A 21,191-nucleotide genomic window follows, 5' to 3' on the forward strand; every position below is an offset into this window, starting at 1 on the left:
CCCGCCCGCCCCGTTCGGGGGCCGCCATCCTACGGGGTTCGCGCCCCGCTCTCGTGGTTTCGGACGCCGTGTCCGTGGCTATCGGACCGGCCAGCGCCCGTCCGCGATGAACGACGGATCCTTCACCCTGCGCATGTAGTCCTGGAAACTCGCCGCCTGGGCCGCGGCCCAAGCGACCTGGGCGCGGTGCAGATCCTCGAGCTCGCCGGGAATCACGTCCGCATACTTGCGCGCGATCCGCTGCAGGACCCGGCCAGCCGCGATCGCGTCATCGCCCGCGTCATGCGCGTTGCCGATCTCGACACCGTGGTGCGCGGAGACCGCCTCGAGCGTGCGCTTCCCCTTGCGGTAGCGATCGAACTGCTTGTCCAGGATGAGCGGATCGATGATCGGCGCGGGATCCGCGGTCCAGGCGGCGCCGTGCCGGGCGGCCTCGGCCGCGAGCAGGGTGAGGTCGAACGGGGCGTTGTAGGCGACCACCGGGAAGCCGCGCTCGAGCATCTCGCGGAGCTGCTCGGTGATCTGCTTGACGCCGACGGCGGCGTCGATTCCGCTCGCGCGGGCGATCTCGGTCGTGATGCCGTGGACCTGCGCCGCACGGTCGGGGATCTCGACGCCCGGATCGAGCAGCCAGTCGTACCGTTCCTGCACCTCACCCTCCGGCCCGAGCAGGGCGACCGTGGCGCTCACGATGCGCGCCTCCGCCGTGTCGATGCCGGTGGTCTCAGTGTCGAACACGGCGAGGTGCGTGGCCCAGAGGGGGAGGGTGTCGGTCGTCACGGCGATCCTTTCGTCTGCTCCGATCGTAGCGATGACCACCGACACCGCGCTCGCACGCCCGCAAAACACACCGGCATTCCGCTGATCGCCGCATCGTTTTCACGACGCGCCCGCCCGCGAGGCGCAGGCCTCTGCCAGCGGTGATCGGTAGCATTTCCTCGTGATCTCTTCCGCTGCCACTTCTCCCGGCGTCCCGAACGCCGACCGGGCGCGTCCCGAGGCGACCCGGTTCGCCGTCGACGTGCTCGGCGCGACAACGGCGGCCTGGTCCTACGGCGATGCCCACGGTGCCCCGCTCCTCCTCGTGCACGGGTTCCGTGGCGATCATCACGGTCTCGAGGGACTGGCCGAGGCGATCGTGGCGGCGCAGCCGGATATCCGGGCGATCGTCCCCGATCTTCCCGGATTCGGCGCGTCAGCGGCCATTCCGGGGCGCACGCACGACCTCGATCTCTACGGAGAGTGGCTGCGCGAGTTTGCCCCAGCCGCGCTCCCTCCGCGATTCGCGCTGCTCGGCCACTCGTTCGGATCGCTCGTCGTCGCGAACGCGATCGCGGGCGGGCTCACGCCCTCCCGACTGGTGCTCATTAACCCCATTTCGGCGCCAGCGCTCGAGGGGCCGCAGGCGATCCTGACCCAGCTCGCCATCGGGTACTACCGCGCCGCAGACCTGCTCCCGGAACGCGCAGCCCGCGCCCTCCTGGGCAATGCGGCGATCGTGCGCGGCATGAGCGAGGTCATGGCGAAGACGGGGGATCCCGAGCTCCGAAAGTGGATCCACGGCCAGCACGCGTCCTACTTCAGCACCTTCTCCGATCCCCGCACGCTGCTCGAGGCCTTCCGCGCCTCCGTTTCGCACACGGTCATCGAGTACGCTGAGGCGATCGCGATGCCGACGCTGCTCATCGCGGGGGATCGCGACGACATCACGCCGCTCCCGAAGCAGCTCGAGCTCGATCACCGGCTCCCCGAGTCGCGCCTGAGAGTCATCCCGGGAACCGGGCATCTCGTTCACTACGAGGCGGTCGCGGATGCGACCGCCTTCATCCTCGAGTTCCTGAGCACGCCCGATCCGGCGGTCGCCGGCGGAGCGGAGCCGGTCGAGTCGCACCACCAGGGAGCGGCCGAGTGAGGATCATCCGCATCGGCGACCTCTCGGCTCCCGAGCTCGCCGATTACACGCAATTGACCGACGTCGCGCTCCGCAGGGTCCGCGAGCCGGAGGAGGGCCTGTACCTGGCGGAATCGCCGAAGGTCATCGAACGCGCCCTGCGCGCCGGCCATCGCCCCCGCTCCGTGCTCCTGCTCGAGGAGTGGCTTCCCCGCGTGGAACCGCTGCTCGTCGCGTACCCGGAGGTGCCCGTCTACGTGGGGGAGTCCGCGCAGCTCGCGGAACTCACGGGGTTCCACCTGCACCGGGGAGCCCTCGCTTCGATGCACCGACCGGCCGATCGCGACCCCCTCGAACTGCTGCGCGCCTCACGGCGGGTCGTCGTGCTCGAGGATCTTGCCGACCACACGAATGTCGGCGCGATCTTCCGATCCGTCGCCGCGCTGGGGGCCGACGCCGTGCTGCTGAGCCCGGCCTGCGCCGACCCCCTGTATCGCCGCGCGGTACGCGTGAGCATGGGCGCGGTGCTGCAGGTGCCCTGGGCCCGTCTTCCCGACTGGCGCACCGCCGGCCCGATGTTCCGCGAGGAGGGCTACGAGCTCACGGCGTTCGCGCTGCGCGACGACGCCCAGGATCTCGCTGACTTCGTCGACGATCTGCCGGACAAGCTCGCGCTGATGTTCGGCACCGAGGGTGCGGGGCTCAGCCGGCGCGCCCTAGCCTCGGCGTCCCGGTCAGTGGTCATCCCGATGGAGCACGGCGTGGACTCGCTCAACGTGTCAACGGCCGCCGCACTCGCGCTGTGGGCGGTGCGGACCGCCGATCGACGCGCGCTGCCGGCCTCCGCCGGTCTCCCTCCGGTTTCTCCGATTCCCGGGGTCCCGGCGTGAGCGCCGCGCTCCGCGCCGGGCGCGGGCGGGCCATCTGGTATCTCGTGTTCTGGTCCCTGGTCGGGATCGGCTCCTACGTGCTCGGCGTTCAGCTCGGGATCGGCCAGGCCGCTGAGGCGAGCGTGCTCGACGCGGCCGAGTTCACCTACGATCCGCCACCGCCCCTCAATCTGGTGTCGATTCCGTCGGTCGGGATCGCGCTCCTGGTGATCGGGTTGATCGCGCTCGCCGCGCACGGGATTCGTCGAGCGGTTGTGGTGACGATCGTCCCGGTGCTCGCGATCCTCGCGTCTCAGGCGCTGAAGCTTCACCTGCTCACGCGGCCGCAGCTCTTCGAGCTCGACGCCCTCAACACCTTCCCCAGCGGGCACATGACGGTTTTCACCGCGCTGACCGCCGCGTTGATCTGGGCGGTCCCGTCCAGGATCCGCGCGCTCGTGGCGGTCGCTGGGATCGGGATCATCGGTCTTGCCGGCTGGCAGCTTCTCGCGTTCGGGTGGCACCGCCCGAGCGATGTTTTCGGAGCGATCGCCCTGGGAACCGCGTCGTTTGCCTTCGCCGCGGTCCTCAAGCCGCTCACGCCGCGCGGGTCAGCACTGGGGGGTCGCGTCGTGTCGATCGGGCTGGCGATGATCGGCTGGATCGTCACCGTCGGTGCCGTCGCACTTGCCGTGTTTGCCGGTGTGACCAGCAATTCTGAGCTGATGTTGAGCGCGGGAGAGTTCGGCGCGATCGGAACGGGTGCCCTGGCGGGGCGCTCGCTCCTGGTGCTCGCCGCTGGCAGCCGGTAGAGGCCGCAACCCCCGTGGCCGGGACCGCCCGGACCGCATCGAACCGCCAGCGACCAGGTCATTTTCCCCGGAATTCCGGGCCGAATGGTACGGTAATCCACATTCCGCCACTCCGAACGGCACTCAGTCCGTCCAGAGAAAAGCGCGTAGTCTTGCGGGGGTACGAACCCGTATACGAAGCGACCCCGGGAGGAACATGCAGCGCCCCAACGCCGCACCGCGACGGCGAGCACTGTCGATTCTCGCAATCACGGCGATCATCGGTTCACTGTTTGTCGGCGGCATGAGTCCGGCACCAGCGCAGGCGCTCGACCTCCCCACCTGGGACGACGTTCAGGCAGCGAAGAGCAACGAGTCCGCCGGCGCCCAGAAGGTCACCGAGATCGAGAAGCTGCTCGCCGATGGCGAGGTGCAGCTCAAGAAGCTTCGCACGGCGCACGCCTCGATCGTCGAGGACATGAAGGCGGCCCAGAAGAAGTTCGAGGACGCCTCGTGGCGCGCCGACAGGCTCGACGACGAAGCGAAGAAGAGCCGCAAGGAGGCCGACGCGGCCGCCGAGCAGGCCGCAGCAGTCGTCGCCCAGATGTACCGGTCCGGGGGAGTCGACCGCAGCATGGAGTTCCTCCTCGAGCCGGACGCCGACACCGCCGACGCGCTGCTCGACCGCATGGCCTCGATGTCGAAGGCCACGGAGCGCAACACCGTGATCTCCGATGAGGCCGAGCAGTCTGCGAACACCGCGAACTCGCTCGGCAAGCAGGCCGCCGAGGCGCAGAAGGAGCGCGAGCGTCTCTACAAGGACGTGCAGGTCAAGGAAAAGGCCGCTGCCGACGCGGTCGCAACGCAGAGCGACAAGGTCCAGGAGCAGGAGGCGCAGCAGCGCGACCTCAAGGCGAAGCTGGACGCGCTGAAGGACACGCGAGTCAAGACGGTTGCCGGGTACCAGAAGCGACTCGAGGAAGAAGAGAAGGAGCGCCAGCGCCTCCTCGAAATCCAGCGCAAGGAGATGGAGCGCCAGCAGCAGCTCGCCAACCAGGGCGGCGGCGGTGGCGGCGGTGGCAACCCCGGCGGTGGCGGTGGCGGCGGCGGCAACCCCGGCGGCGGCGGTGGCGGCGGCAACCCCGGTGGCGGCGGCGGTGGCGGCGGCACCACGGGTGGTCGCGGCTGGGCCATGCCCACGAGGAACTTCTATGTCTCCGAGGGCTTCCGCCCGCCGGGACGCCCGGATCACACCGGGATCGACCTCGCCGCCCCCTGCGGCACGCCGATCTACGCGGCGTACTCGGGCACGGTCACGGTGGCCGGCTACGTCGACGATTTCGGCGGAAACATGGTCTACCTCGCCCAGGACGACCAGATGCAGACGCGTTACGCACACATGATCAGCTGGCCGCCGGTCGGGTCGGGTCAGCGTGTCTCGAAGGGCCAGGTCATTGGCTGGGTCGGGTCGACGGGCGCGAGCTCGGGCTGCCACCTCCACTTCGAGGTTATTCCGGGCTTCGACACCCAGTGGGCGGTTCCGTACCTCAACCCGGCCCCGTTCCTCTTCGGATAACTAGGGAACGCCAGCCCTGCGCGAAGCGGGCCGGAAAGCGTGTGTGCGCGTTCCGGCCCGCTTCGCGTTTCGACGCCGGGGGAGTCACCCAGCAGAATTCCTGGACTGAGTCTCAAACGGGCGCGCGGGGGAGCGATCCGCCCTTCGCGCTCCATCGAGCCTTGCGTTCTTCCGGTCCGGCGCGACCCACAACCGAACGGGCTGATGCGGCAAACGATCAGGGAAACGCTGGGGGCAGAATCGCTCGGGCGGAAACGCTCGGACAGAAACCCTGGGCAGATTCCCTGGGCAGAATCGCTTGGGCAGAATCGCTGGGCAGAGACGATCCAGTAGAAGCGTTGCAGCAGAAACGATCCGGGAAACCTCCCGGACGAATTCTCTGCGACAAATCCTGCGCAGTGAATCGCTTCAGGCGACGCGACCCAGGCATCATGTCTCCATGTCTCCGGGAGAATCGATCCAGGAGAATCAGAATCGCTCCGGGAGAATCACTCCAGGAGAAACGTCCAGGAAGATGCTCCCGAAGCAGCGTCCGCGGAGTCCCGGCCAGCACGCACCGATCCACGGTGGGTCAACACACCGAGCATTGCGCCGGGCGCTCAGCCCAGCGGGCCTCCCAACACCGGATCGCGGCACTCACGGCGCAAACGAACGACCGCGCCGCACCCCACCACAAATGCTCGATAATCTATATTATGTCAGTTCGGGGAAATATGGCGCTCCCCTCAGACGCGCCGGTGCGCCTCTCGCAGGCCCATCGCCACACGAGCTTCCCGAGCGGCCCACCCAGAAAATGTCCCAGCCCGCGATTGAAGCGCCGTCAGGAGACCTTCGCCAATGACAGCCATTTCGGCCCAAAGACCCAAAAACCACCCAACAGCATATTTATGAACTGAGTGCAGACTATTTGGGTCAGCTTCGTCCGGCAGGTGCCCTCACGGTTACCACCACCCCGCGGCCCCCAGCATTCCCCCTGCGGCTCCCGCGGCGAGCACAATCCCCCACACTGGAATCCGTCGCAGCAGCAACGCCCCGAACGCGAGGACTGCGATCACGGCACCGGGAACCGTTGAGGCCCCCTCGGGGATGATCGGCCTGATCAGCGCCGCGAGGAGAATCCCCACGACCGCGGCCCCCGCGCCCGCGATGACCGAGCGGAGCCGCACGCTTCGCTCGATGCGCTCCCAGACGGGAAGCGCGGCGATGAGGATCAGCATGCCCGGCACGAACACGGCGACGAGCGCCGCGAGACCCAGGCCGATCCCGGCCGCACCCGGCGCCGCAGCGGCCCCGATGTACCCGGCGAAGGTGAACAGCGGACCGGGAACCGCCTGGGCTGCCCCGTATCCGGTGAGCAGCGTCTGATCCCCGATCGCGGCGATGATCGCGGGCTCCCCCTGCAGGAGCGGCAGCACCACGTGCCCCCCGCCGAACACGAGCGAGCCAGCTCGGAAGCAGGCGTCCACGATCGCGAGCCAGCGATTTTCCGTCATCCCCGCCAGAACCGGGAGGGCGATCAGCAGCGCCGCGAGCGCGATCACTGCGGTGATCGCGGCCCGTCGTGAGACGCTGATCCCGATCCGCTCCCCCGCAGCGGGCGCAACGGCGCGACACAGCAGGAGACCGGCGAGCCCGCCGGCGAGGATCGCGGCCGGCTGGCCGATGAGCGGCGGCGCGAAGAGCGCAATGAGCGCAGCGCCGACCGCGATCAGGATCCTGCGGACATCCGGCGTGAGGGTTCTGGCCATCCCCCAGATCGCGTGGGCGACGACCGCGACCGCGACGGCACGGAGGCCGGAGAGGACTCCCTGCCCAATCACGCCGTCGAACACGCTCGCCCCGAGCGCCAGCGCGATGAGGAGCGCCGCGGAGGGCAGCGTGAACGCCAGCCAGGCGCAGAACGCTCCGGCCCAGCCCGCGCGGGCGAGACCGATCGCGAATCCGACCTGGCTCGAAGCTGGACCCGGGATGAACTGGCACAGGCTCACGAGCGCACCGTACCGGCGCTCGTCGAGCCAGCCCCTGCGCTCGACGAATTCGTTCCGGAAGTATCCGAGGTGCGCAGCCGGTCCCCCGAACGAGGTGCAGCCGAGAACCAGGAAGACCCGGAACACCTCGAGCGCAGTACCGGGCTTCCCGTCCGTGCCGCGCACGCGATCCGGCCTGCCGCTCGTCTCTCGCCCCACCACCGCACCCTTCTCGGGCGCCGTCCGCGACCCGCCGACCCCGCGGAGTGAGCGCGGGTCATCCGTCTCGAGCCTAGCCGTCGCTCTGGCGATGTTCAGTCTGTTTCGATACAGTTCTGGGTGCCGTTGTGCGGCAAACGAAGGGGACGACCCGCTTCGAGCCCAACAGTTGCGTGGACGACCACGCGGAAACGAACAACTCGTGAACAGCACCTCACGGAATGCGTTATCCCGCGTCCTGACCCCCGGGGCGCTCGTGCGTCTCGCCCTCCCCTGGCTCGCGGTCTTCGCGCTCCCCCTCTTCCACGACCTGCTCGCGCCTCCCGCCCCGCCGGCCCTTCTCATCGGCGCGCTCGTCATCACCGTCGGCGTGATCGTCATCGCGGCGTCGGGCGTCGTCCAGCAGGCCGAGCAGCTCGCTCACCGCATGGGCGATCCATACGGCAGCCTGATCCTCACGCTCTCGATCGTCATCATCGAGGTCGTCCTCATCGCCGCCGTGATGCTCGGGCCGGGGAAGCACGAGACGATCGCGCGCGACTCGGTCACGGCCGTGAGCATCATCATCATGGGGCTCGTCGTGGGGCTTTCGCTGCTCCTGGGGGCGCGCCGTCACGCCCTGGCGCACAACCGCACCGGCACGAGTCAGTACGTCGCCATGATCGCCGTGCTCGCGACGATCGCGTTCGTCCTGCCGACGGTCGCGGGCACGGACGGCTCGTTCACTCCGGCGCAGGCGCTGCCCATCGCGGCCCTCACGATCCTGCTCTACGGGTTCTTCCTGTGGCGGCAGCTCGGCACGCAAGCGAAGGACTTCCGCGAGCTGGTTCCGGCGGCGGTCGCGGCGCGCAGGTCGACGGTGCTGGATCGCGCCGAAACGGGCGGCGGTCTGCAGTCCGGCCCGGCCGCCCGAGGAAACCGCGGATCGGGGTCGGGATTGGGATCGGGATCGGGATCGGGATCCGGTTCAGGCTCCGGCGCGGAGCCCGAGAGCGACTCCCCCCACACCGCGTCGATCGATATTCGCCAGATTCTCCGCACCCATCGGGCCGAACTGCTCGTCCGGGTTGCCGTGCTCATCGCGACGATGATTCCGATCGTGCTGCTCTCTCACGACCTCGCCGCGCTGCTCGACGACGGTATCGCGCAGCTCGGTGCACCGCCGGCGCTTTCCGGTGCGCTCATTGCGTGCATCGTCTTCACGCCCGAGGCGATCACCTCGGTCCGCGCGGGGCTGGCCGGGGAGATCCAGCGCGTCTACAACCTGTGCCTCGGTGCGCTAGTGTCGACCGTCGGGCTGACGATCCCCGCGGTCCTCATCATCGGGTGGGCGACCGGCGCCACGGTGGTGCTCGCCGAGAGCCCCGCGATGCTCGCGCTGCTCGTCGTGACGATCGCGCTGACGGCGATCACGACGGCCGCGCCTCGCGTCACCTCGACGCACGGCGCGATGCACCTGTCGCTCTTCGCGCTCTACGGACTCCTGCTCTTCACCACCTGACGCCACTGGCGGCGCGGCGGAGTCGGGGCGACAGCGGTACGCTGGGGCTGCCAATAAGAAGGGGCGATCGATGTACGTGAAGATCTGCGGGCTGCGTGACCCCGAGCACGCAACCCTCGCGGCGTCACTCGGCGCCGACGCCGTCGGCGTGGTGATGGCGTCGGGCAGTCCGCGGAACGCGAGCCCGCAGGAAGCCAGTGCCGTGATCGCGGCAGCCCGGGCGGCCTCGCCGGACATCGACGCGGTCCTCGTCGTCGCGGATGTCCCTGCGGTGCGCGCCGCGGAACTGGCGCGCGAGCTCGGCTTCGACATCCTCCAGCTGCACGGCTCCTACACCGCCGAGGACATTGCGGCCGCCCGCGCACTCCTCCCCCGAGTGTGGCGCGCGACCTCCCTCGCGTCCGATCCCGGAGTGCGCGCGGGCGACTACGGCGAGGAGCGCCTGCTCATTGACGGCGCGGTGGCCGGGTCGGGTGAGCGCTGGGACCTGAGCGGGATCGCCGCGCACGATCTCGGCCCGGAGTGGATCCTCGCTGGCGGCCTCTCCCCCGGCACCGTGCAGGCGGCCATTCGCGCCGCCGCACCCTGGGGAGTCGATGTTTCGAGCGGCGTTGAGTCCAGCCGAGGACACAAGGATCCCGAGCTCATCCGGGAGTTCATCGCCCTGGCTAAAAATTCCGATTCATGAACTGATCAGGGCTTTCAAGCCTCGCGCGACATGCGAACAGTGTTCATATCTGGTGCGATCGGAAATTACCCTGTAACCTGTTCGTTATCTTTGCGTGTCGCTCGCCCGACACGTGTCGTCGACAGAAAGCCCGCATGACCGAATCCTCACGCCCGGAACGCGACGCGTTCCCCACGCGCCGCAGCCGGCGCCTGGCGGAACAGGCGCTCGCGGCACAGTCGGAGCAGGGGCCCGCTGCAGCGCGCACCGAAATCGAGAACCCCTCGCCCGCGAGCGAGCCTTCCAGCGCGGAGGCCGAGCCCCCGCGAGAAGCCGCCGTCGCAGAGGAGCCCCGGACGCTCCCCCGCAGAGCAGCCGAGGCCACCTCGCTCGCAGCTCCCGCAGCGCCCGCAGCACCCGCGGAGCCGACGCTCCCGCAAACGGCCGCCGCGGATCCCGCGCCGCGCCTCACCCCGGTCGAGTACGTCCGGGTCCCCCTTGCGGCCCACGAGCCCACGACCGAGCTCGATCCGGTGCCGCAGGACCGCCCCCGCATGAGCGCGAAGCGGCGCATCGCCGGCTTCGCCGCGGCGGCGAGCGTCGGCGGGCTCATCCTCACGATGGCCTTCCCGCTCGTCGATCAGGCGGCCACCGCCGAGCCCAAGGCCGCGGCAGGAACGCAGCAGCGCCTCTTCTCCGAGGTGTCCTCCGACGAGATGCCGCCCTCCTTCGCGGAGATCTCCGCGGTCGACTCCCGCACCGCAGCACCGGCGGACTACGAGTTCTCTGCGGAGTCCGTCGTCAACTACCCCTTCAAGCAGCGCGTCATGCTCACCGACCCGTTCGGCTATCGCACGGCACCCGTCGAGCAGTTCCACGACGCTCAGGACTTCGCCGCGAGCGAGGGCACCCCGATCTACGCGATCGCCGACGGCAAGGCCCTCGAGGCCGGCCCGGCGAACGACGGCTGCGGCTTCGGGCTGAAGCTCGAGCACGAGATCGACGGCCACACGGTCACGAGCCGGTACTGCCACATGCAGGACAGCTCGCACCAGATCAAGGTCGGCGACACGATCAAGATGGGCGACCCCGTCGGCCGCGTCGGCGCGACGGGAATGGCCTTCGGCGCCCACCTGCACTTCGCGATCCGCGTCGACGACAAGCCCGCGGACCCGATGCCGTTCCTGTCGAAGTACCACCGCATGGACCGCAAGGACGCCGCGAAGAGCAAGAAGCCCAGCACGGGCGTCGTGGATCCGACCACCAACGAGGTCGTCCCCATGCAGGATTCGCAGAGCCAGCAGACCACCTCGGCTCCCTGAGCCGGGAAGCCAGCAGCACGGAGCAGGGGCGCCGCACGAATCAACTCGTGCGGCGCCCCAGCTCGCCGTGTGCGGCCCCGGCTACTCCCCCGCGCTCGCGGAGGTTGCCGCGGCCCAGGCCTTGAGCTTCGCTTCCGCTCGCCCGGTATCGATCGCCTCGGCGGCGACGCGCATCTTCTCGTCCAGGCGCTCGAGCAGGGCGCGCTCAGCGGTCTCCGGGTTCTTCGCCAGGTCGAACGCCACCATGCCCGCCGCCGCGTTCAGCAGCACGATGTCGCGCACCGGGCCCTGCTCGCCGCCGAGGACCCGGCGAACCACGTCCGCGTTCTCCTCGGGGGTGCCGCCCGCGAGGTCCTGGATCGAAGCGCGCGGAATACCGAGCTCACGCGGGTCGATGTCGTGCTCCGTCAATCCGCCCCTGGTCACCTCCCAGAGCCTGGAGTGGCCCGTCGTGGTGAGTTCGTCGAGTCCGTCATCGCCGCGGAAGACCAGCGCCGAGGCGCCCCTGAGCCGGAAGACCCCGACGAAGATCGGCACGCGATCAATGTCCGCGACACCAACGGCCGACGCCTCGGGCCGGACCGGGTTGCAGAGCGGGCCGAGGAAGTTGAACACCGTGGGAACGCCGAGCTCGGCCCGAGCGGATGCGACATGCCGGAAGCCGGGCAGGAAGCGCGCCGCGTGCACGAAGGCGATACCGCACTCCTCGAAGGCGCGCACGAGCTGCTCAGCGTCGAGGCGGAGATCGATGCCCAGGGCAGACAGCACATCCGAGGAGCCCGACAGGCTGCTCGCGGCCTTATTGCCGTGCTTGACGATGGGAATCCCCGCTGCCGCCGCGGTAATCGACGCCATCGTGGAGATGTTGACGGTGCCGAAGCGGTCGCCACCGGTACCGACGATGTCGAGGGACATCGCGGGAAGCGGCAGCTCCACCGCCTCGGCGAGGATCGCGTCGCGGAACCCGATCACCTCGTCGACGTTCACGCCCTTGGAACGGAGTGCCACGAGGAAAGCCCCGATCTGAGCGCCGCTCGCCTCTCCGGTCATGAAGCGGGACATCGCCCATTCCGCCTGGGAGACGCTGAGATCCTCGCCATCGAGGAGGGTTGTGAGGACGGTCGGCCAGGTACGTTCGTCGAGCATGCGTCGATTCTAGCGAGCGACACGCAATCGCCCCGCCCGGGCGCCCCGCGACTCCCCTGCTCTGACGCGGAATCCGGGAACACTGCCACGCAGGTGTCACTGGGCGTGCCTGAGAAGGGGTAGGCTTAGCAGGAAACTCGCAGAAAGTTCGGCGCGCCGACCCTGGGTGAAAACGCACACCAAACTTTCAGCCATAATGGAGGGGTGACAACGACCACTATGAATTCCAAGTCAGCCGTGGCTACGGTGAAGCGACCGAACATCGTCGCCGTGGGTACGATCGTGTGGCTCGGCAGCGAGGTCATGTTCTTCGCGGGCCTGTTCGCGATTTACTTCACCCTGCGCGCGATGAACCCCGAGCTTTGGGCAGAGCAGACCGGTAAGCACAACTTCACCTTCGCTCTGATCAACACCCTGATCCTCGTCGCCTCCTCCTTCACCGCGCAGGCGGGCGTCTTCGCCGCCGAGCGGATGCAGCCGCGGGCAACGGGCGCGAGCCCCGCCAAGTGGGGCACGGTCGAGTGGTTCTACCTCACCTTCTTCATGGGCGCGGTGTTCGTCTCGGGCCAGGCCTGGGAGTACGCCACCTTCGTGTCCGAGGGCATCACGCTCTCCTCTGACCCGTACGGTTCCGCGTTCTACATGACCACCGGCTTCCACGGCATCCACGTGACGCTGGGCCTCGTCGCCTTCCTGCTCGTCATCGGTCGCATCTACGCCGTCAAGAACTTCACGCACAAGGAAGAGACCACCGCCGTCGTCGTGTCCTACTACTGGCACTTCGTCGACATCGTGTGGATCATCCTCTTCATCGTCATCTACGTCCTCAAGTAAGGGTCAAGGAGAAACGCCATCATGGCTCGCGCCAAGAAGAACGTACGAAAGACCGGTCGACGGCATCCGCTGGCAACCGCTGCGCTCGTCGCCGTCGGTCTGCTCGTCACCGGAGCCGCATACGCGGGCTTCAGCCAGACCTCCGCGACCGCTGAGATCGATCTCAAGTCCCCCGCGACGATCGAGGCCGGCGAGAAGCTCTTCGGTGCCAACTGCGCCACCTGCCACGGTGCCAGCGCAGAGGGCACTCCCGAGGGCCCGACGCTGATCGGCGTCGGCGCTGCCTCCGTGAACTTCCAGGTCGGCACCGGCCGTATGCCCCTCGCCTTCCAGGGCCCGCAGGGCATGGTCAAGCCTCACCAGTTCAGCGAGGAGCAGACCCTGCAGATGGCGGCCTACGTCGCCTCGCTCGCACCGGGACCGGATCTGCCGGACTCGCAGTACCTCAAGGCTGATAGCGACGCCGAGGGAATCGCGAAGGGCGGCGAGCTCTTCCGCATCAACTGCGCGATGTGCCACAACGTCGCAGCCGCGGGTGGCGCGCTCACCCAGGGCAAGTTCGCCCCGAAGCTCACGGGTGTTGCGCCGACGCACATCTACGAGGCCATGATCACCGGCCCGCAGAACATGCCCGTCTTCAGCGACGCGAACATCACCCCCCAGGAGAAGGCCGACATCATCTCCTACCTCAAGTACATCGAAGAGAAGCCGGCCGTCGGCGGCCTCTCCCTCGGGTCCATCGGTCCCGTCGCGGAAGGTCTCTTCATCTGGGTAATCGGTCTCGGCGCGATCATCGGTCTCACCGTTTGGGTGACCGCGAAGTCGAACTAGTTCGACACCGCGCAACGAGTTCATGAGTCAGGAGTCAAGGAGCAACATGGCAGAGGAAGCGAAGAACAACGGCGGCAGCGACGCCGTTGTCGCCGCGCACGGCCACGGCGGAGACGGTGCCTCAGCTGGCACGGCCGTTATCGTGCCGGACGCGGTCCAGAACCCGGGTCTTCCCCCGCACCGCAAGCGCGTCACGGATCTCGATCCGAAGAAGGCGAAGAACGCGGAGCGAGTGGTCTACTCACTCTTCTACCTTTCGATCGCCGGCAGCCTCGGCGCCGTACTCGCGTACATGTTCCTGCCGATCGAGACGGGCGAGCTTGGCGCGATCCGTCTCCACACGATGTTCGTGGGTCTCGGCATGGCGCTGTCGCTGCTCGCAATCGGCATCGGCGCGGTCCACTGGGGCAAGGCCCTCATGGACGATCACGAGTCGATCGACTACCGCCACCCGGTGCCCAGCGAGGCTGAGGTACGCGAGGCGTCGGCGGAGGTCTTCGAGCTCGCCGACAAGGAGTCGGGCTTCTCGCGCCGCTCGCTCGTGCGCAACAGCCTGATCGGCGCACTCATCGCGTTCCCGATCCCCGGCATCACGCTGCTCCGCAGCCTGGCCCCGCAGGATCGCGATCCGGTGCAGCAGCTGCACCACACGATGTGGACCAAGGGCGTCCGCCTCGCTCGCGACCCCTCCGGCGTGCCGATCAAGGCCAGCGAGGTCACCATCGGCTCCGCGTTCCACGTGATCCCCGAGACCCTCAACCACGAGGACTTCTCGAAGCTCTCGCTCGACGAGCGCGGCGGCAGCGATCACCTGCTCGACGCGAAGGCCAAGGCCATCGTGCTCCTGATGCGTCTCGATCAGTCCGAGCTCAAGGAGCTTCCGGAGCGCAAGGGATGGTCGTACGACGGCATCGTCGCCTACTCCAAGGTCTGCACGCACGTCGGCTGCCCCGTTGCTCTGTACGAGCAGCACACGCACCACCTGCTCTGCCCGTGCCACCAGTCGCAGTTCGACGTCTCCGAGCACGCGAAGGTCGTCTTCGGCCCGGCGAAGCGCCCGCTTCCGCAGCTGCCGATCACGGTGGACGACGAGGGCTACCTCGTCGCGCAGAGCGATTTCCATGAACCCGTCGGCCCGAGCTTCTGGGAGCGTCTCAAGTGAGCAGCACCGTAACCGAAACCCCCGCGCAGAGCGGTTCGTCCCGCTTCACCGCGGCTGCGGCGAACTACATTGACGAGCGCACCAAGATCGGCGTCGCCGTCAAGGAGTTCGGCCGCAAGGTCTTCCCCGACCACTGGTCGTTCCTCCTCGGCGAGGTCGCCCTCTACAGCTTCGTGGTGATCCTGATCTCGGGAACCTTCCTGACGCTGTTCTTCCAGGCGACCATGATCGAGACCCACTACAACGGCCCCTACGTGCCGATGAAGGGTGTCGAGATGTCCGGCGCGATGGCGTCGACGCTCGATATCTCGTTCTCGGTCCGCGGCGGTCTGCTGATGCGCCAGGTCCACCACTGGGCGGCACTGCTGTTCGTGGCCTCGATCGGCCTCCACATGCTCCGCATCTTCTTCACGGGCGCGTTCCGCAAGCCCCGTGAGCTGAACTGGATCATCGGCTTCGTGCTCTTCGTCCTGGCAATGGCCGAGGGCTTCACCGGCTACTCGCTCCCCGACGACGTCCTCTCGGGTAACGGCCTCCGTATCATCGACGGCATCGTCAAGGCGATCCCCGTGATCGGAACGTTCTTCTCGTTCTTCTTCTTCGGCGGCGAGTTCCCCGGCACCGACATCGTCGGCCGCCTCTACATGCTGCACATCATGGTGCTCCCCGCACTCGTGATCCTGTTCGTGGCGCTGCACCTCGCGTTCGTGGTCATCCACAAGCACACGCAGTACCCCGGCCCCGGCAAGACGAACCAGAACGTGGTCGGCTTCCCCGTCCTCCCCGTGTACGCGGCGAAGGCAGGCGGCTTCTTCTTCATCGTGTTCGGCGTCATCGTGCTCATCGCATCGTTCGTCGGCATCAACCCGATCTGGAACTACGGCCCCTACGATCCGTCACCGGTGTCCGCAGGTACCCAGCCCGACTGGTACATCGGCTTCGCCGACGGTATGCTCCGTCTCGTCCCGCCGGGGCTCGAGACCGAGTGGTTCGGGTACACCTGGTCCTGGAACATGCTGCTTCCGCTGATCATCATCGGAATCTTCCTCATCGCCGTTGCGGCCTACCCCTTCATCGAGGCCTGGGTTACCGGTGACAAGCGCGAGCACCACCTGCTCGACCGTCCCCGCAACGCCCCGACCCGCACCGCGATCGGCGCCGCAGGCGTCACCTTCTACGCGGTCATGTGGGCCGGCGCGAGCTCGGACCTCATGGCGACGCACTTCCAGCTCTCCATGGAGGGCGTGATCCACGCGCTCCAGGCGCTGCTGATCCTCGGACCGATCTTCGCCTACATCGTGACGAAGCGGATCTGCCTGGCACTGCAGAAGAAGGATCGCTCGATCGCGCTCCACGGATACGAGTCGGGCCGCATCGTCCGCCTCCCCGGTGGCGAGTTTGTCGAGGTGCACAAGCCGGTCGACAAGTACGAGCAGTGGGAGCTGGTCAGCTACCAGGAGTACGCTCCGCTCATGCTCCGTCCGAACGACGACGGCCGCATCCCCTTCTCGAAGCGCCTCCGTGCCGGCTTCAGCCGCTGGTTCTTCGAGGACCGGATCGTCCCGCCCTCGCAGGGCGAGATCGACAAGGGACACCACGAGGGCCATTAGGCACTCGCTCCCCCACGGAACGGCCCCGCAGGTTTTCACCTGCGGGGCCGTTCCGCTTTTCCCAGGAGGGAACAGGCTTGGCGCCGCGATGACGCCGGGCCTGATCAGCCGCACACTGGCGAGTGCTCGAAGCAGGATCGCCCCCTCCCGCGTCCGCAGGAGGGCCGGCCGCCAGCGCCCCGGCGATCGCATGAGAGCCCATCTCCCGCCTCCAGCGCCCCGGCGATCGCTTGAGGGCCCACGGCCAGCATCCTCTGCGATCACAGTGACCTGACCGCCAGCACCCCTCATCCAATCGCTCAAAGGCCGACCACCCGGAGTCGGGCCTCGCGGACGGCAGGCGCCCGCCTCGGGCGCATGCGCCCCGCAACGCTTTCCCTCCCCCTGCGCGCGTGCAAGACTTTCGACATGGGCACTTCACTGACGACGGGTCTGATCCCTGAGCTCCTCGTTGAGGATCTCGACCGCAGCCTCGGGTTCTGGCACACGCTGTGCGGTTTCGCGATCAGATACGAGCGCCTGGAGGATCGCCTCGCGTACCTGGAGCTCGGCTACACGCAGCTCGTGCTCGAACAGCGGGATCCCGGCGGCATCGGGCTGACCGGCGCGCTCTCTCCCCCGCCAGGCCGCGGCCGCGAGCTCCGGATCGCCGTCCCCGACAGTGTGGGCCTCGCAGAGCTACTGCGTGGAGCGGACTGGCCGTTCTGTGAGGAGCCGGAGTTCAGGAAGGACGTTCGGCGGTCCGCCGCGCTGCGCGTCCACAGTTTTCGCGTGCGAGACCCGGACGGACACCTGGCCCGCTTCCAGAGCAGCGCGCCCTGGTGACCGGCAGCCGCACCGGGAACCGGAGGGCTACTCCCCCGCCCGCAGAATCGCCGCTGCGGCCCCGGAAAGGTGGCCGGTGAGTTCGGATACGCCGAAGGCCCCAATCACGCGCGTGCGGAGCGCTGAGAGCGCGCTCGCGGTGTCGGGATCGGCGAGGACCGCGACGAGCTGGTAGAGCAGGAGCGACGCTGCCTCCTCCGAGGACCGGCCGTCACCGGCAGAAGCGGGCGCTGCGCCGGAGACGGGCTCGCCTTTCGCGACCGCGGAGCGCGCCGGGATGGTGGGGCCCGGCACGGCGTCGCCGGGATCAGCCGAGCCGTCGAGGAGGTCGAGAGCGCGTGTGGCGCAGGCTTCGAAGAGCGCGAGCTTGGTGGGGAAGCTCGCGTAGACGTGCGGTTGGGGCACGCCGGCGCGGCGGGCGATCGCCGCGGTGGAGGCCCCGTGATAGCCGTGAAGGCCGAACTCGATGAGTCCGGCCTTCACCAGCTGTTCGCGATTCTCGCCGGGCCGCCTGCGGGGGCGACGTTCGTTCATCGTCAGCTCAGATCGAGGATCTTGCGGTAGTGCTCGCCGACGGGCTCGAAGCCGCGATGGTTGTAGAAGGAACCGATGCGAGCGGTCGAGGCGGAGAGCTGACGGACCCCTCGGCCCATGCAGTAGTGCTCGTTGGCCTGCATCAGGCGGTCACCGACGCCGTGGCCGCGTGCGGCCTCGTCGACGACGATCTCCTGCAGGTGAGCGGTGAGCCCGGGTGCGTGGAGCAGCCGGGACACGGTCATCAGCGAGTAGGCGACGACCACCCCGTCGAGCTCGGCGACGAAGAGCACGTTGGTCTCCTGGTCGCGGTGCCGGAGCACGTTGTCGTAGGCGACGAGGAACTCGTCGCGCCCGATCGGCTCACGCCCGGTAGTGAACTGCCGGGCAAGAGCGAAGACGGAGTTGCCGTCTTCGCTCTTGGCCCGGCGAATCGTGATGCTCACGCGTGCGGTCCGTTAGCGAGCGAAGTTGCCGCGGTAGTACTCGTAGACCCAGCCGACCACGCCGATGAGAACGAGCGGTGCCGAGAGGAACGAGAGCCAGAACATGAACCCGACGCAGAGGCCGAGGATCACGAGCGAGGCGCCGAGCGCGAGGAACAGCGGCCACCAGCTCCAGGGGCTGAACTCGCCGAGCTCCGGATCGCCGTCATCGATATCCGACTCCTGCAGGTCCTCGGTGAGGACGCCGCCCTGCTTGCGCTGGACGAGCATGAGGTAGAAGGCGATGAAGCCGGTCAGGCCCGCCGAGAGGAGGATCGTGACGGATCCGGCATACTCGGGGCGGCCGTGCTCGATGATGTTCCACACGGTGTACACCGCTGCGAGCAGGGTGAAGTACGCCGTCAGGATCGAGAAGATGACGATGTTGGATTTCATGAGTTAGATGCTCCGATCAGTCACTTCTTGGGCGCGAGCTCGCGGCCGGGCTGCTCCACACCGCTGACCTCGGGGTGGTTGAGGTCGAACGCGGGGGACTCCGAGCGGATACGCGGGATCGAGGTGAAGTTGTGGCGCGGCGGCGGGCAGGAGGTCGCCCACTCGAGCGAGCGGCCGTAGCCCCACGGATCGTTGGTCGTGACCTTCGGTGCACGGCGCGCGGTGATGTACACGTTCAGGAGGAACGGGATCATCGAGACGCCGAGGATCATCGCGCCGATGGTCGACAGCTGGTTGCCCCAGGTGATGCCATCCGACGGGAGGTACGTGTAGTAGCGGCGGGGCATCGCCATGACGCCGAGCCAGTGCTGCACGAGGAAGGTCGTGTGGAAGCCGACGAACAGCACCCAGAAGTGGATCTTGCCGAGACGCTCGTCGAGCATCTTGCCGGTCCACTTGGGCCACCAGAAGTAGAACCCGGCGAACATCGCGAACACGACGGTGCCGAAGATCACGTAGTGGAAGTGCGCGACCACGAAGTAGGTGTCGGAGAGGTGGAAGTCGAGGGCGGGCGACGCCAGGATGACGCCGGTCAGGCCGCCGAAGACGAACGACACGAGGAAGCCGAGCGACCAGAGCATCGGGGTCTCGAACGTGATCGAGCCGCGCCACATGGTGCCGAGCCAGTTGAAGATCTTCACGCCGGTCGGAACCGCGATGAACATGGTCATGAGGGCGAAGAACGGGAGCAGCACGGAGCCGGTCACGTACATGTGGTGCGCCCACACGGTCATGGACAGTGCCGCAATCGCGATCGTTGCGTAGATCAGGGTCTTGTAACCGAAGATCGGCTTGCGGCTGAACACCGGGAAGATCTCGGAGACGATGCCGAAGAACGGCAGCGCGATGACGTACACCTCGGGGTGGCCGAAGAACCAGAAGAGGTGCTGCCAGAGGATGGCTCCGCCCTCACCGCTGTAGATCTGCGCGCCGAAGATACGGTCGGCGGCGAGGCCGAACATGGCGGCGGCGAGCACCGGGAAGACGAGGAGGACGAGGATCGACGTGATCAGCGTGTTCCAGGTGAACACGGACATGCGCCACATGGTCATGCCCGGGGCACGCATCGTGATGATCGTCGTGATGAAGTTCACGCCGCCCATGATCGTGCCGAAGCCCGAGACGCCGAGGCCGAGGACCCAGAGGTTGCCTCCGACGCCCGGAGAGTAGGTCATGTCGGACAGTGGCGCGTATGCGAACCAGCCGAACGATGCCGCGCCCTGCGGGGTGAGGAAGCCGCCGACCGCGATCAGCGAGCCGAAGGTGTAGAGCCAGAACGCGAAGGCGTTGAGTCGCGGGAACGCGACGTCAGGCGCACCGATCTGGAGCGGCATGATCACGTTGGCGAAGCCCGCGAACAGCGGCGTCGCGAACATCAGCAGCATGATGGTGCCGTGCATGGTGAACAGCTGGTTGTACTGTTCCTTGGTCGGGATGACCTCGAGACCCGGCGCGAACAGCTGCGCGCGGATCAGGAGCGCCATGAGGCCGCCGATCAGGAACCACACGAAGGAGCTGATCAGGTACATGTACCCGATCACCTTGTGGTCCGTGGACGTCAGCCACGAGACGATGATGTTGCCCTTCTTCATTGTCAGGATTCCCTCTTACTCGTTCTCAGCCTTGGCCTGGTCGCCGTGGAAGCGATCCTGGTTCGGGTTGTAGTCAAGGCCAGCCTGGCCCGTGTTGCCTGCCTCGCGAAGCGACTCGATGTACGCGTCGTACTCGGCCTGCTCCACGACCTTCACCTGGAAGAGCATCATCGAGTGCGACTCGCCGCAGAGCTCGGCGCACTTGCCCATGAAGGTGCCGGTCTTCGTCGGCTCGAAGCTCATGTAGTTGGTCTGACCCGGGATCATGTCCTTCTTGTAGAGGAACTCGACCACCCAGAAGGAGTGGATCACATCGCGGGTCTCGAGACGGAGTTCCGTCTTCTTGTTGACCGGGAGGTAGAGGACCGGCATGGTCTCGGGAGTCGCTTCGCCCTTTGCGTCGGTCTGCACCTGGACGCCCTGGAAGAAGACGTCCTCGTCGACGTAGTTGAAGTCCCACGCCCAGCGCTTGCCGATGACCTCGACCGTGTTCTCGACCTCGCTCTTGTCGTAGCGGGCCTCGATCTTGGACTGCTCCTGCGCCGTGAAGGCGAAGAAACCGAGGACGAGGATGACCGGGACGACGGTGAAGAACGTCTCGATCGGCATGTTGTAGCGGAGCTGCACGGGAAGGCCCGTCTGCCCCTTGCGCCGGCGGTACGCGACCGTGGCCCAGATGATGAGGCCCCACGTGATCACGCCGACGGCGAGCAGCACGATCCAGGACGTCACCCACAGACCGGTGATCCCGTCAGTGTGGTTCGTTGCCTGCTCGGAACCGGCGGGCAGGAAGCCCCGCTGCTGCTCCGGCGTGCAGCCCGCGAGAAGCAGCGCAGCGGACAGCGCCACCGGGGCCGCGACCCATTTCATTCGACGATTGGAACGCACCGCATACCTTTCGAAACGTTTTCTC

At 67.6% G+C, this 21,191-nt stretch carries 20 protein-coding genes; 12 read left to right on the plus strand and 8 right to left on the minus strand.

Annotated elements, in window-relative coordinates; genetic code table 11:
• Positions 1-78: 78 nt before the first annotated feature.
• Positions 79-780: an exonuclease domain-containing protein gene (locus JD292_RS04675; protein ID WP_200131585.1), complete on the minus strand. Its 702-nt coding sequence runs from the start codon at positions 778-780 to the stop codon at positions 79-81.
• Between the two features lie 160 nt (positions 781-940).
• Here JD292_RS04675 and JD292_RS04680 point away from each other — a divergent pair, with 160 nt between their 5' ends.
• The 4 genes from JD292_RS04680 to JD292_RS04695 all read left to right on the plus strand — a co-directional run bounded on the left by JD292_RS04680 (position 941) and on the right by JD292_RS04695 (position 5,127).
• A complete protein-coding gene (locus JD292_RS04680; protein WP_369411149.1) occupies positions 941-1,912 on the plus strand; it encodes an alpha/beta fold hydrolase in 972 nt (323 codons plus the stop codon).
• Positions 1,909-2,781 carry a TrmH family RNA methyltransferase gene (locus tag JD292_RS04685; RefSeq protein ID WP_200131586.1) on the plus strand — a complete coding sequence of 291 codons (873 nt, stop codon included), beginning with the start codon at positions 1,909-1,911 and terminating at the stop codon, positions 2,779-2,781. The genes JD292_RS04680 and JD292_RS04685 overlap by 4 nt, the downstream gene beginning before the upstream one ends.
• Complete coding sequence (locus JD292_RS04690) at positions 2,778-3,572, plus strand: phosphatase PAP2 family protein (RefSeq protein WP_200131587.1); 795 nt, start codon at positions 2,778-2,780, stop codon at positions 3,570-3,572. Before JD292_RS04685 ends, JD292_RS04690 begins: the two co-directional genes overlap by 4 nt.
• Before the next feature lie 196 nt (positions 3,573-3,768).
• Positions 3,769-5,127 (plus strand): peptidoglycan DD-metalloendopeptidase family protein, encoded by a 1,359-nt coding sequence (locus JD292_RS04695; protein WP_200131588.1) that lies wholly within the window; start codon positions 3,769-3,771, stop codon positions 5,125-5,127.
• Positions 5,128-6,068: 941 nt separating this feature from the next.
• On the opposite strand, the gene chrA is transcribed toward JD292_RS04695, so the two are convergent.
• Positions 6,069-7,316: a chromate efflux transporter gene (gene chrA, locus JD292_RS04700; RefSeq protein ID WP_369411150.1), complete on the minus strand. Its 1,248-nt coding sequence runs from the start codon at positions 7,314-7,316 to the stop codon at positions 6,069-6,071.
• Between the two features lie 199 nt (positions 7,317-7,515).
• Here chrA and JD292_RS04705 point away from each other — a divergent pair, with 199 nt between their 5' ends.
• The 3 genes from JD292_RS04705 to JD292_RS04715 all read left to right on the plus strand — a co-directional run bounded on the left by JD292_RS04705 (position 7,516) and on the right by JD292_RS04715 (position 10,803).
• Positions 7,516-8,814: a calcium:cation antiporter gene (locus JD292_RS04705; protein WP_369411151.1), complete on the plus strand. Its 1,299-nt coding sequence runs from the start codon at positions 7,516-7,518 to the stop codon at positions 8,812-8,814.
• Positions 8,815-8,884: 70 nt separating this feature from the next.
• Positions 8,885-9,502 (plus strand): phosphoribosylanthranilate isomerase, encoded by a 618-nt coding sequence (locus tag JD292_RS04710; protein ID WP_200131590.1) that lies wholly within the window; start codon positions 8,885-8,887, stop codon positions 9,500-9,502.
• Positions 9,503-9,636: 134 nt separating this feature from the next.
• Positions 9,637-10,803, plus strand: coding sequence for a M23 family metallopeptidase (locus JD292_RS04715; protein WP_233613543.1), 1,167 nt, complete (start codon positions 9,637-9,639; stop codon positions 10,801-10,803).
• An 81-nt stretch (positions 10,804-10,884) separates the two neighbouring features.
• Here the strand turns inward: JD292_RS04715 and trpD are convergent, their stop codons facing one another.
• Positions 10,885-11,949 (minus strand): anthranilate phosphoribosyltransferase, encoded by a 1,065-nt coding sequence (trpD, locus tag JD292_RS04720; RefSeq protein WP_200131591.1) that lies wholly within the window; start codon positions 11,947-11,949, stop codon positions 10,885-10,887.
• A 219-nt stretch (positions 11,950-12,168) separates the two neighbouring features.
• On the opposite strand from trpD, the gene ctaE reads away from it, so the two are divergent.
• The 5 genes from ctaE (at position 12,169) to JD292_RS04745 (ending at position 17,211) form a co-directional block, all read left to right on the plus strand.
• The gene (ctaE, locus tag JD292_RS04725) at positions 12,169-12,783 is read left to right on the plus strand and encodes an aa3-type cytochrome oxidase subunit III (RefSeq protein WP_200131609.1); all 615 of its coding nucleotides are present in this window, start codon (positions 12,169-12,171) and stop codon (positions 12,781-12,783) included.
• Positions 12,784-12,804: 21 nt separating this feature from the next.
• Complete coding sequence (gene qcrC / locus JD292_RS04730) at positions 12,805-13,614, plus strand: cytochrome bc1 complex diheme cytochrome c subunit (protein WP_200131592.1); 810 nt, start codon at positions 12,805-12,807, stop codon at positions 13,612-13,614.
• Positions 13,615-13,660: 46 nt separating this feature from the next.
• A complete protein-coding gene (gene qcrA, locus JD292_RS04735; protein WP_200131593.1) occupies positions 13,661-14,776 on the plus strand; it encodes a cytochrome bc1 complex Rieske iron-sulfur subunit in 1,116 nt (371 codons plus the stop codon).
• Positions 14,773-16,386, plus strand: a complete 1,614-nt coding sequence (gene qcrB / locus JD292_RS04740; RefSeq protein ID WP_200131594.1) for a cytochrome bc1 complex cytochrome b subunit — start codon at positions 14,773-14,775, stop codon at positions 16,384-16,386. Before qcrA ends, qcrB begins: the two co-directional genes overlap by 4 nt.
• Positions 16,387-16,794: 408 nt before the next feature.
• Complete coding sequence (locus JD292_RS04745; RefSeq protein ID WP_200131595.1) at positions 16,795-17,211, plus strand: VOC family protein; 417 nt, start codon at positions 16,795-16,797, stop codon at positions 17,209-17,211.
• 27 nt (positions 17,212-17,238) lie between these two features.
• Here the strand turns inward: JD292_RS04745 and JD292_RS04750 are convergent, their stop codons facing one another.
• The 5 genes from JD292_RS04750 to ctaC are packed head-to-tail and all read right to left on the minus strand — an operon-like array spanning position 17,239 to position 21,148.
• Entirely contained in the window at positions 17,239-17,745 is a 507-nt protein-coding gene (locus tag JD292_RS04750; RefSeq protein ID WP_200131596.1) for a helix-turn-helix domain-containing protein, read from the minus strand.
• Between the two features lie 2 nt (positions 17,746-17,747).
• The gene (locus tag JD292_RS04755; RefSeq protein WP_200131597.1) at positions 17,748-18,191 is read right to left on the minus strand and encodes a GNAT family N-acetyltransferase; all 444 of its coding nucleotides are present in this window, start codon (positions 18,189-18,191) and stop codon (positions 17,748-17,750) included.
• Between the two features lie 12 nt (positions 18,192-18,203).
• On the minus strand, positions 18,204-18,626 hold the full coding sequence (locus JD292_RS04760) for a cytochrome c oxidase subunit 4 (RefSeq protein ID WP_200131598.1): 423 nt from the start codon (positions 18,624-18,626) through the stop codon (positions 18,204-18,206).
• Positions 18,627-18,646: 20 nt separating this feature from the next.
• A complete protein-coding gene (ctaD, locus tag JD292_RS04765; RefSeq protein WP_200131599.1) occupies positions 18,647-20,278 on the minus strand; it encodes an aa3-type cytochrome oxidase subunit I in 1,632 nt (543 codons plus the stop codon).
• A 15-nt stretch (positions 20,279-20,293) separates the two neighbouring features.
• The gene (gene ctaC, locus JD292_RS04770) at positions 20,294-21,148 is read right to left on the minus strand and encodes an aa3-type cytochrome oxidase subunit II (protein ID WP_200131600.1); all 855 of its coding nucleotides are present in this window, start codon (positions 21,146-21,148) and stop codon (positions 20,294-20,296) included.
• Positions 21,149-21,191: the final 43 nt, after the last annotated feature.

The organism is Leucobacter edaphi (assembly GCF_016522535.1).
GTDB lineage: Bacteria > Actinomycetota > Actinomycetes > Actinomycetales > Microbacteriaceae > Leucobacter > Leucobacter edaphi.

Bases quoted from the DNA above. Each gene is read 5' to 3' on its own strand.
- ctaD (WP_200131599.1), bottom strand. From the start codon at position 20,278: ATGAAGAAGGGCAACATCATCGTCTCGTGGCTGACGTCCACGGACCAC.
- JD292_RS04715 (WP_233613543.1), top strand. From the start codon at position 9,637: ATGACCGAATCCTCACGCCCGGAACGCGACGCGTTCCCCACGCGCCGC.
- trpD (WP_200131591.1), bottom strand. From the start codon at position 11,949: ATGCTCGACGAACGTACCTGGCCGACCGTCCTCACAACCCTCCTCGAT.
- qcrC (WP_200131592.1), top strand. From the start codon at position 12,805: ATGGCTCGCGCCAAGAAGAACGTACGAAAGACCGGTCGACGGCATCCG.
- ctaE (WP_200131609.1), top strand. From the start codon at position 12,169: ATGAATTCCAAGTCAGCCGTGGCTACGGTGAAGCGACCGAACATCGTC.
- JD292_RS04750 (WP_200131596.1), bottom strand. From the start codon at position 17,745: ATGAACGAACGTCGCCCCCGCAGGCGGCCCGGCGAGAATCGCGAACAG.
- JD292_RS04745 (WP_200131595.1), top strand. From the start codon at position 16,795: ATGGGCACTTCACTGACGACGGGTCTGATCCCTGAGCTCCTCGTTGAG.
- ctaC (WP_200131600.1), bottom strand. From the start codon at position 21,148: ATGAAATGGGTCGCGGCCCCGGTGGCGCTGTCCGCTGCGCTGCTTCTC.
- JD292_RS04695 (WP_200131588.1), top strand. From the start codon at position 3,769: ATGCAGCGCCCCAACGCCGCACCGCGACGGCGAGCACTGTCGATTCTC.
- JD292_RS04760 (WP_200131598.1), bottom strand. From the start codon at position 18,626: ATGAAATCCAACATCGTCATCTTCTCGATCCTGACGGCGTACTTCACC.
- qcrA (WP_200131593.1), top strand. From the start codon at position 13,661: ATGGCAGAGGAAGCGAAGAACAACGGCGGCAGCGACGCCGTTGTCGCC.
- JD292_RS04710 (WP_200131590.1), top strand. From the start codon at position 8,885: ATGTACGTGAAGATCTGCGGGCTGCGTGACCCCGAGCACGCAACCCTC.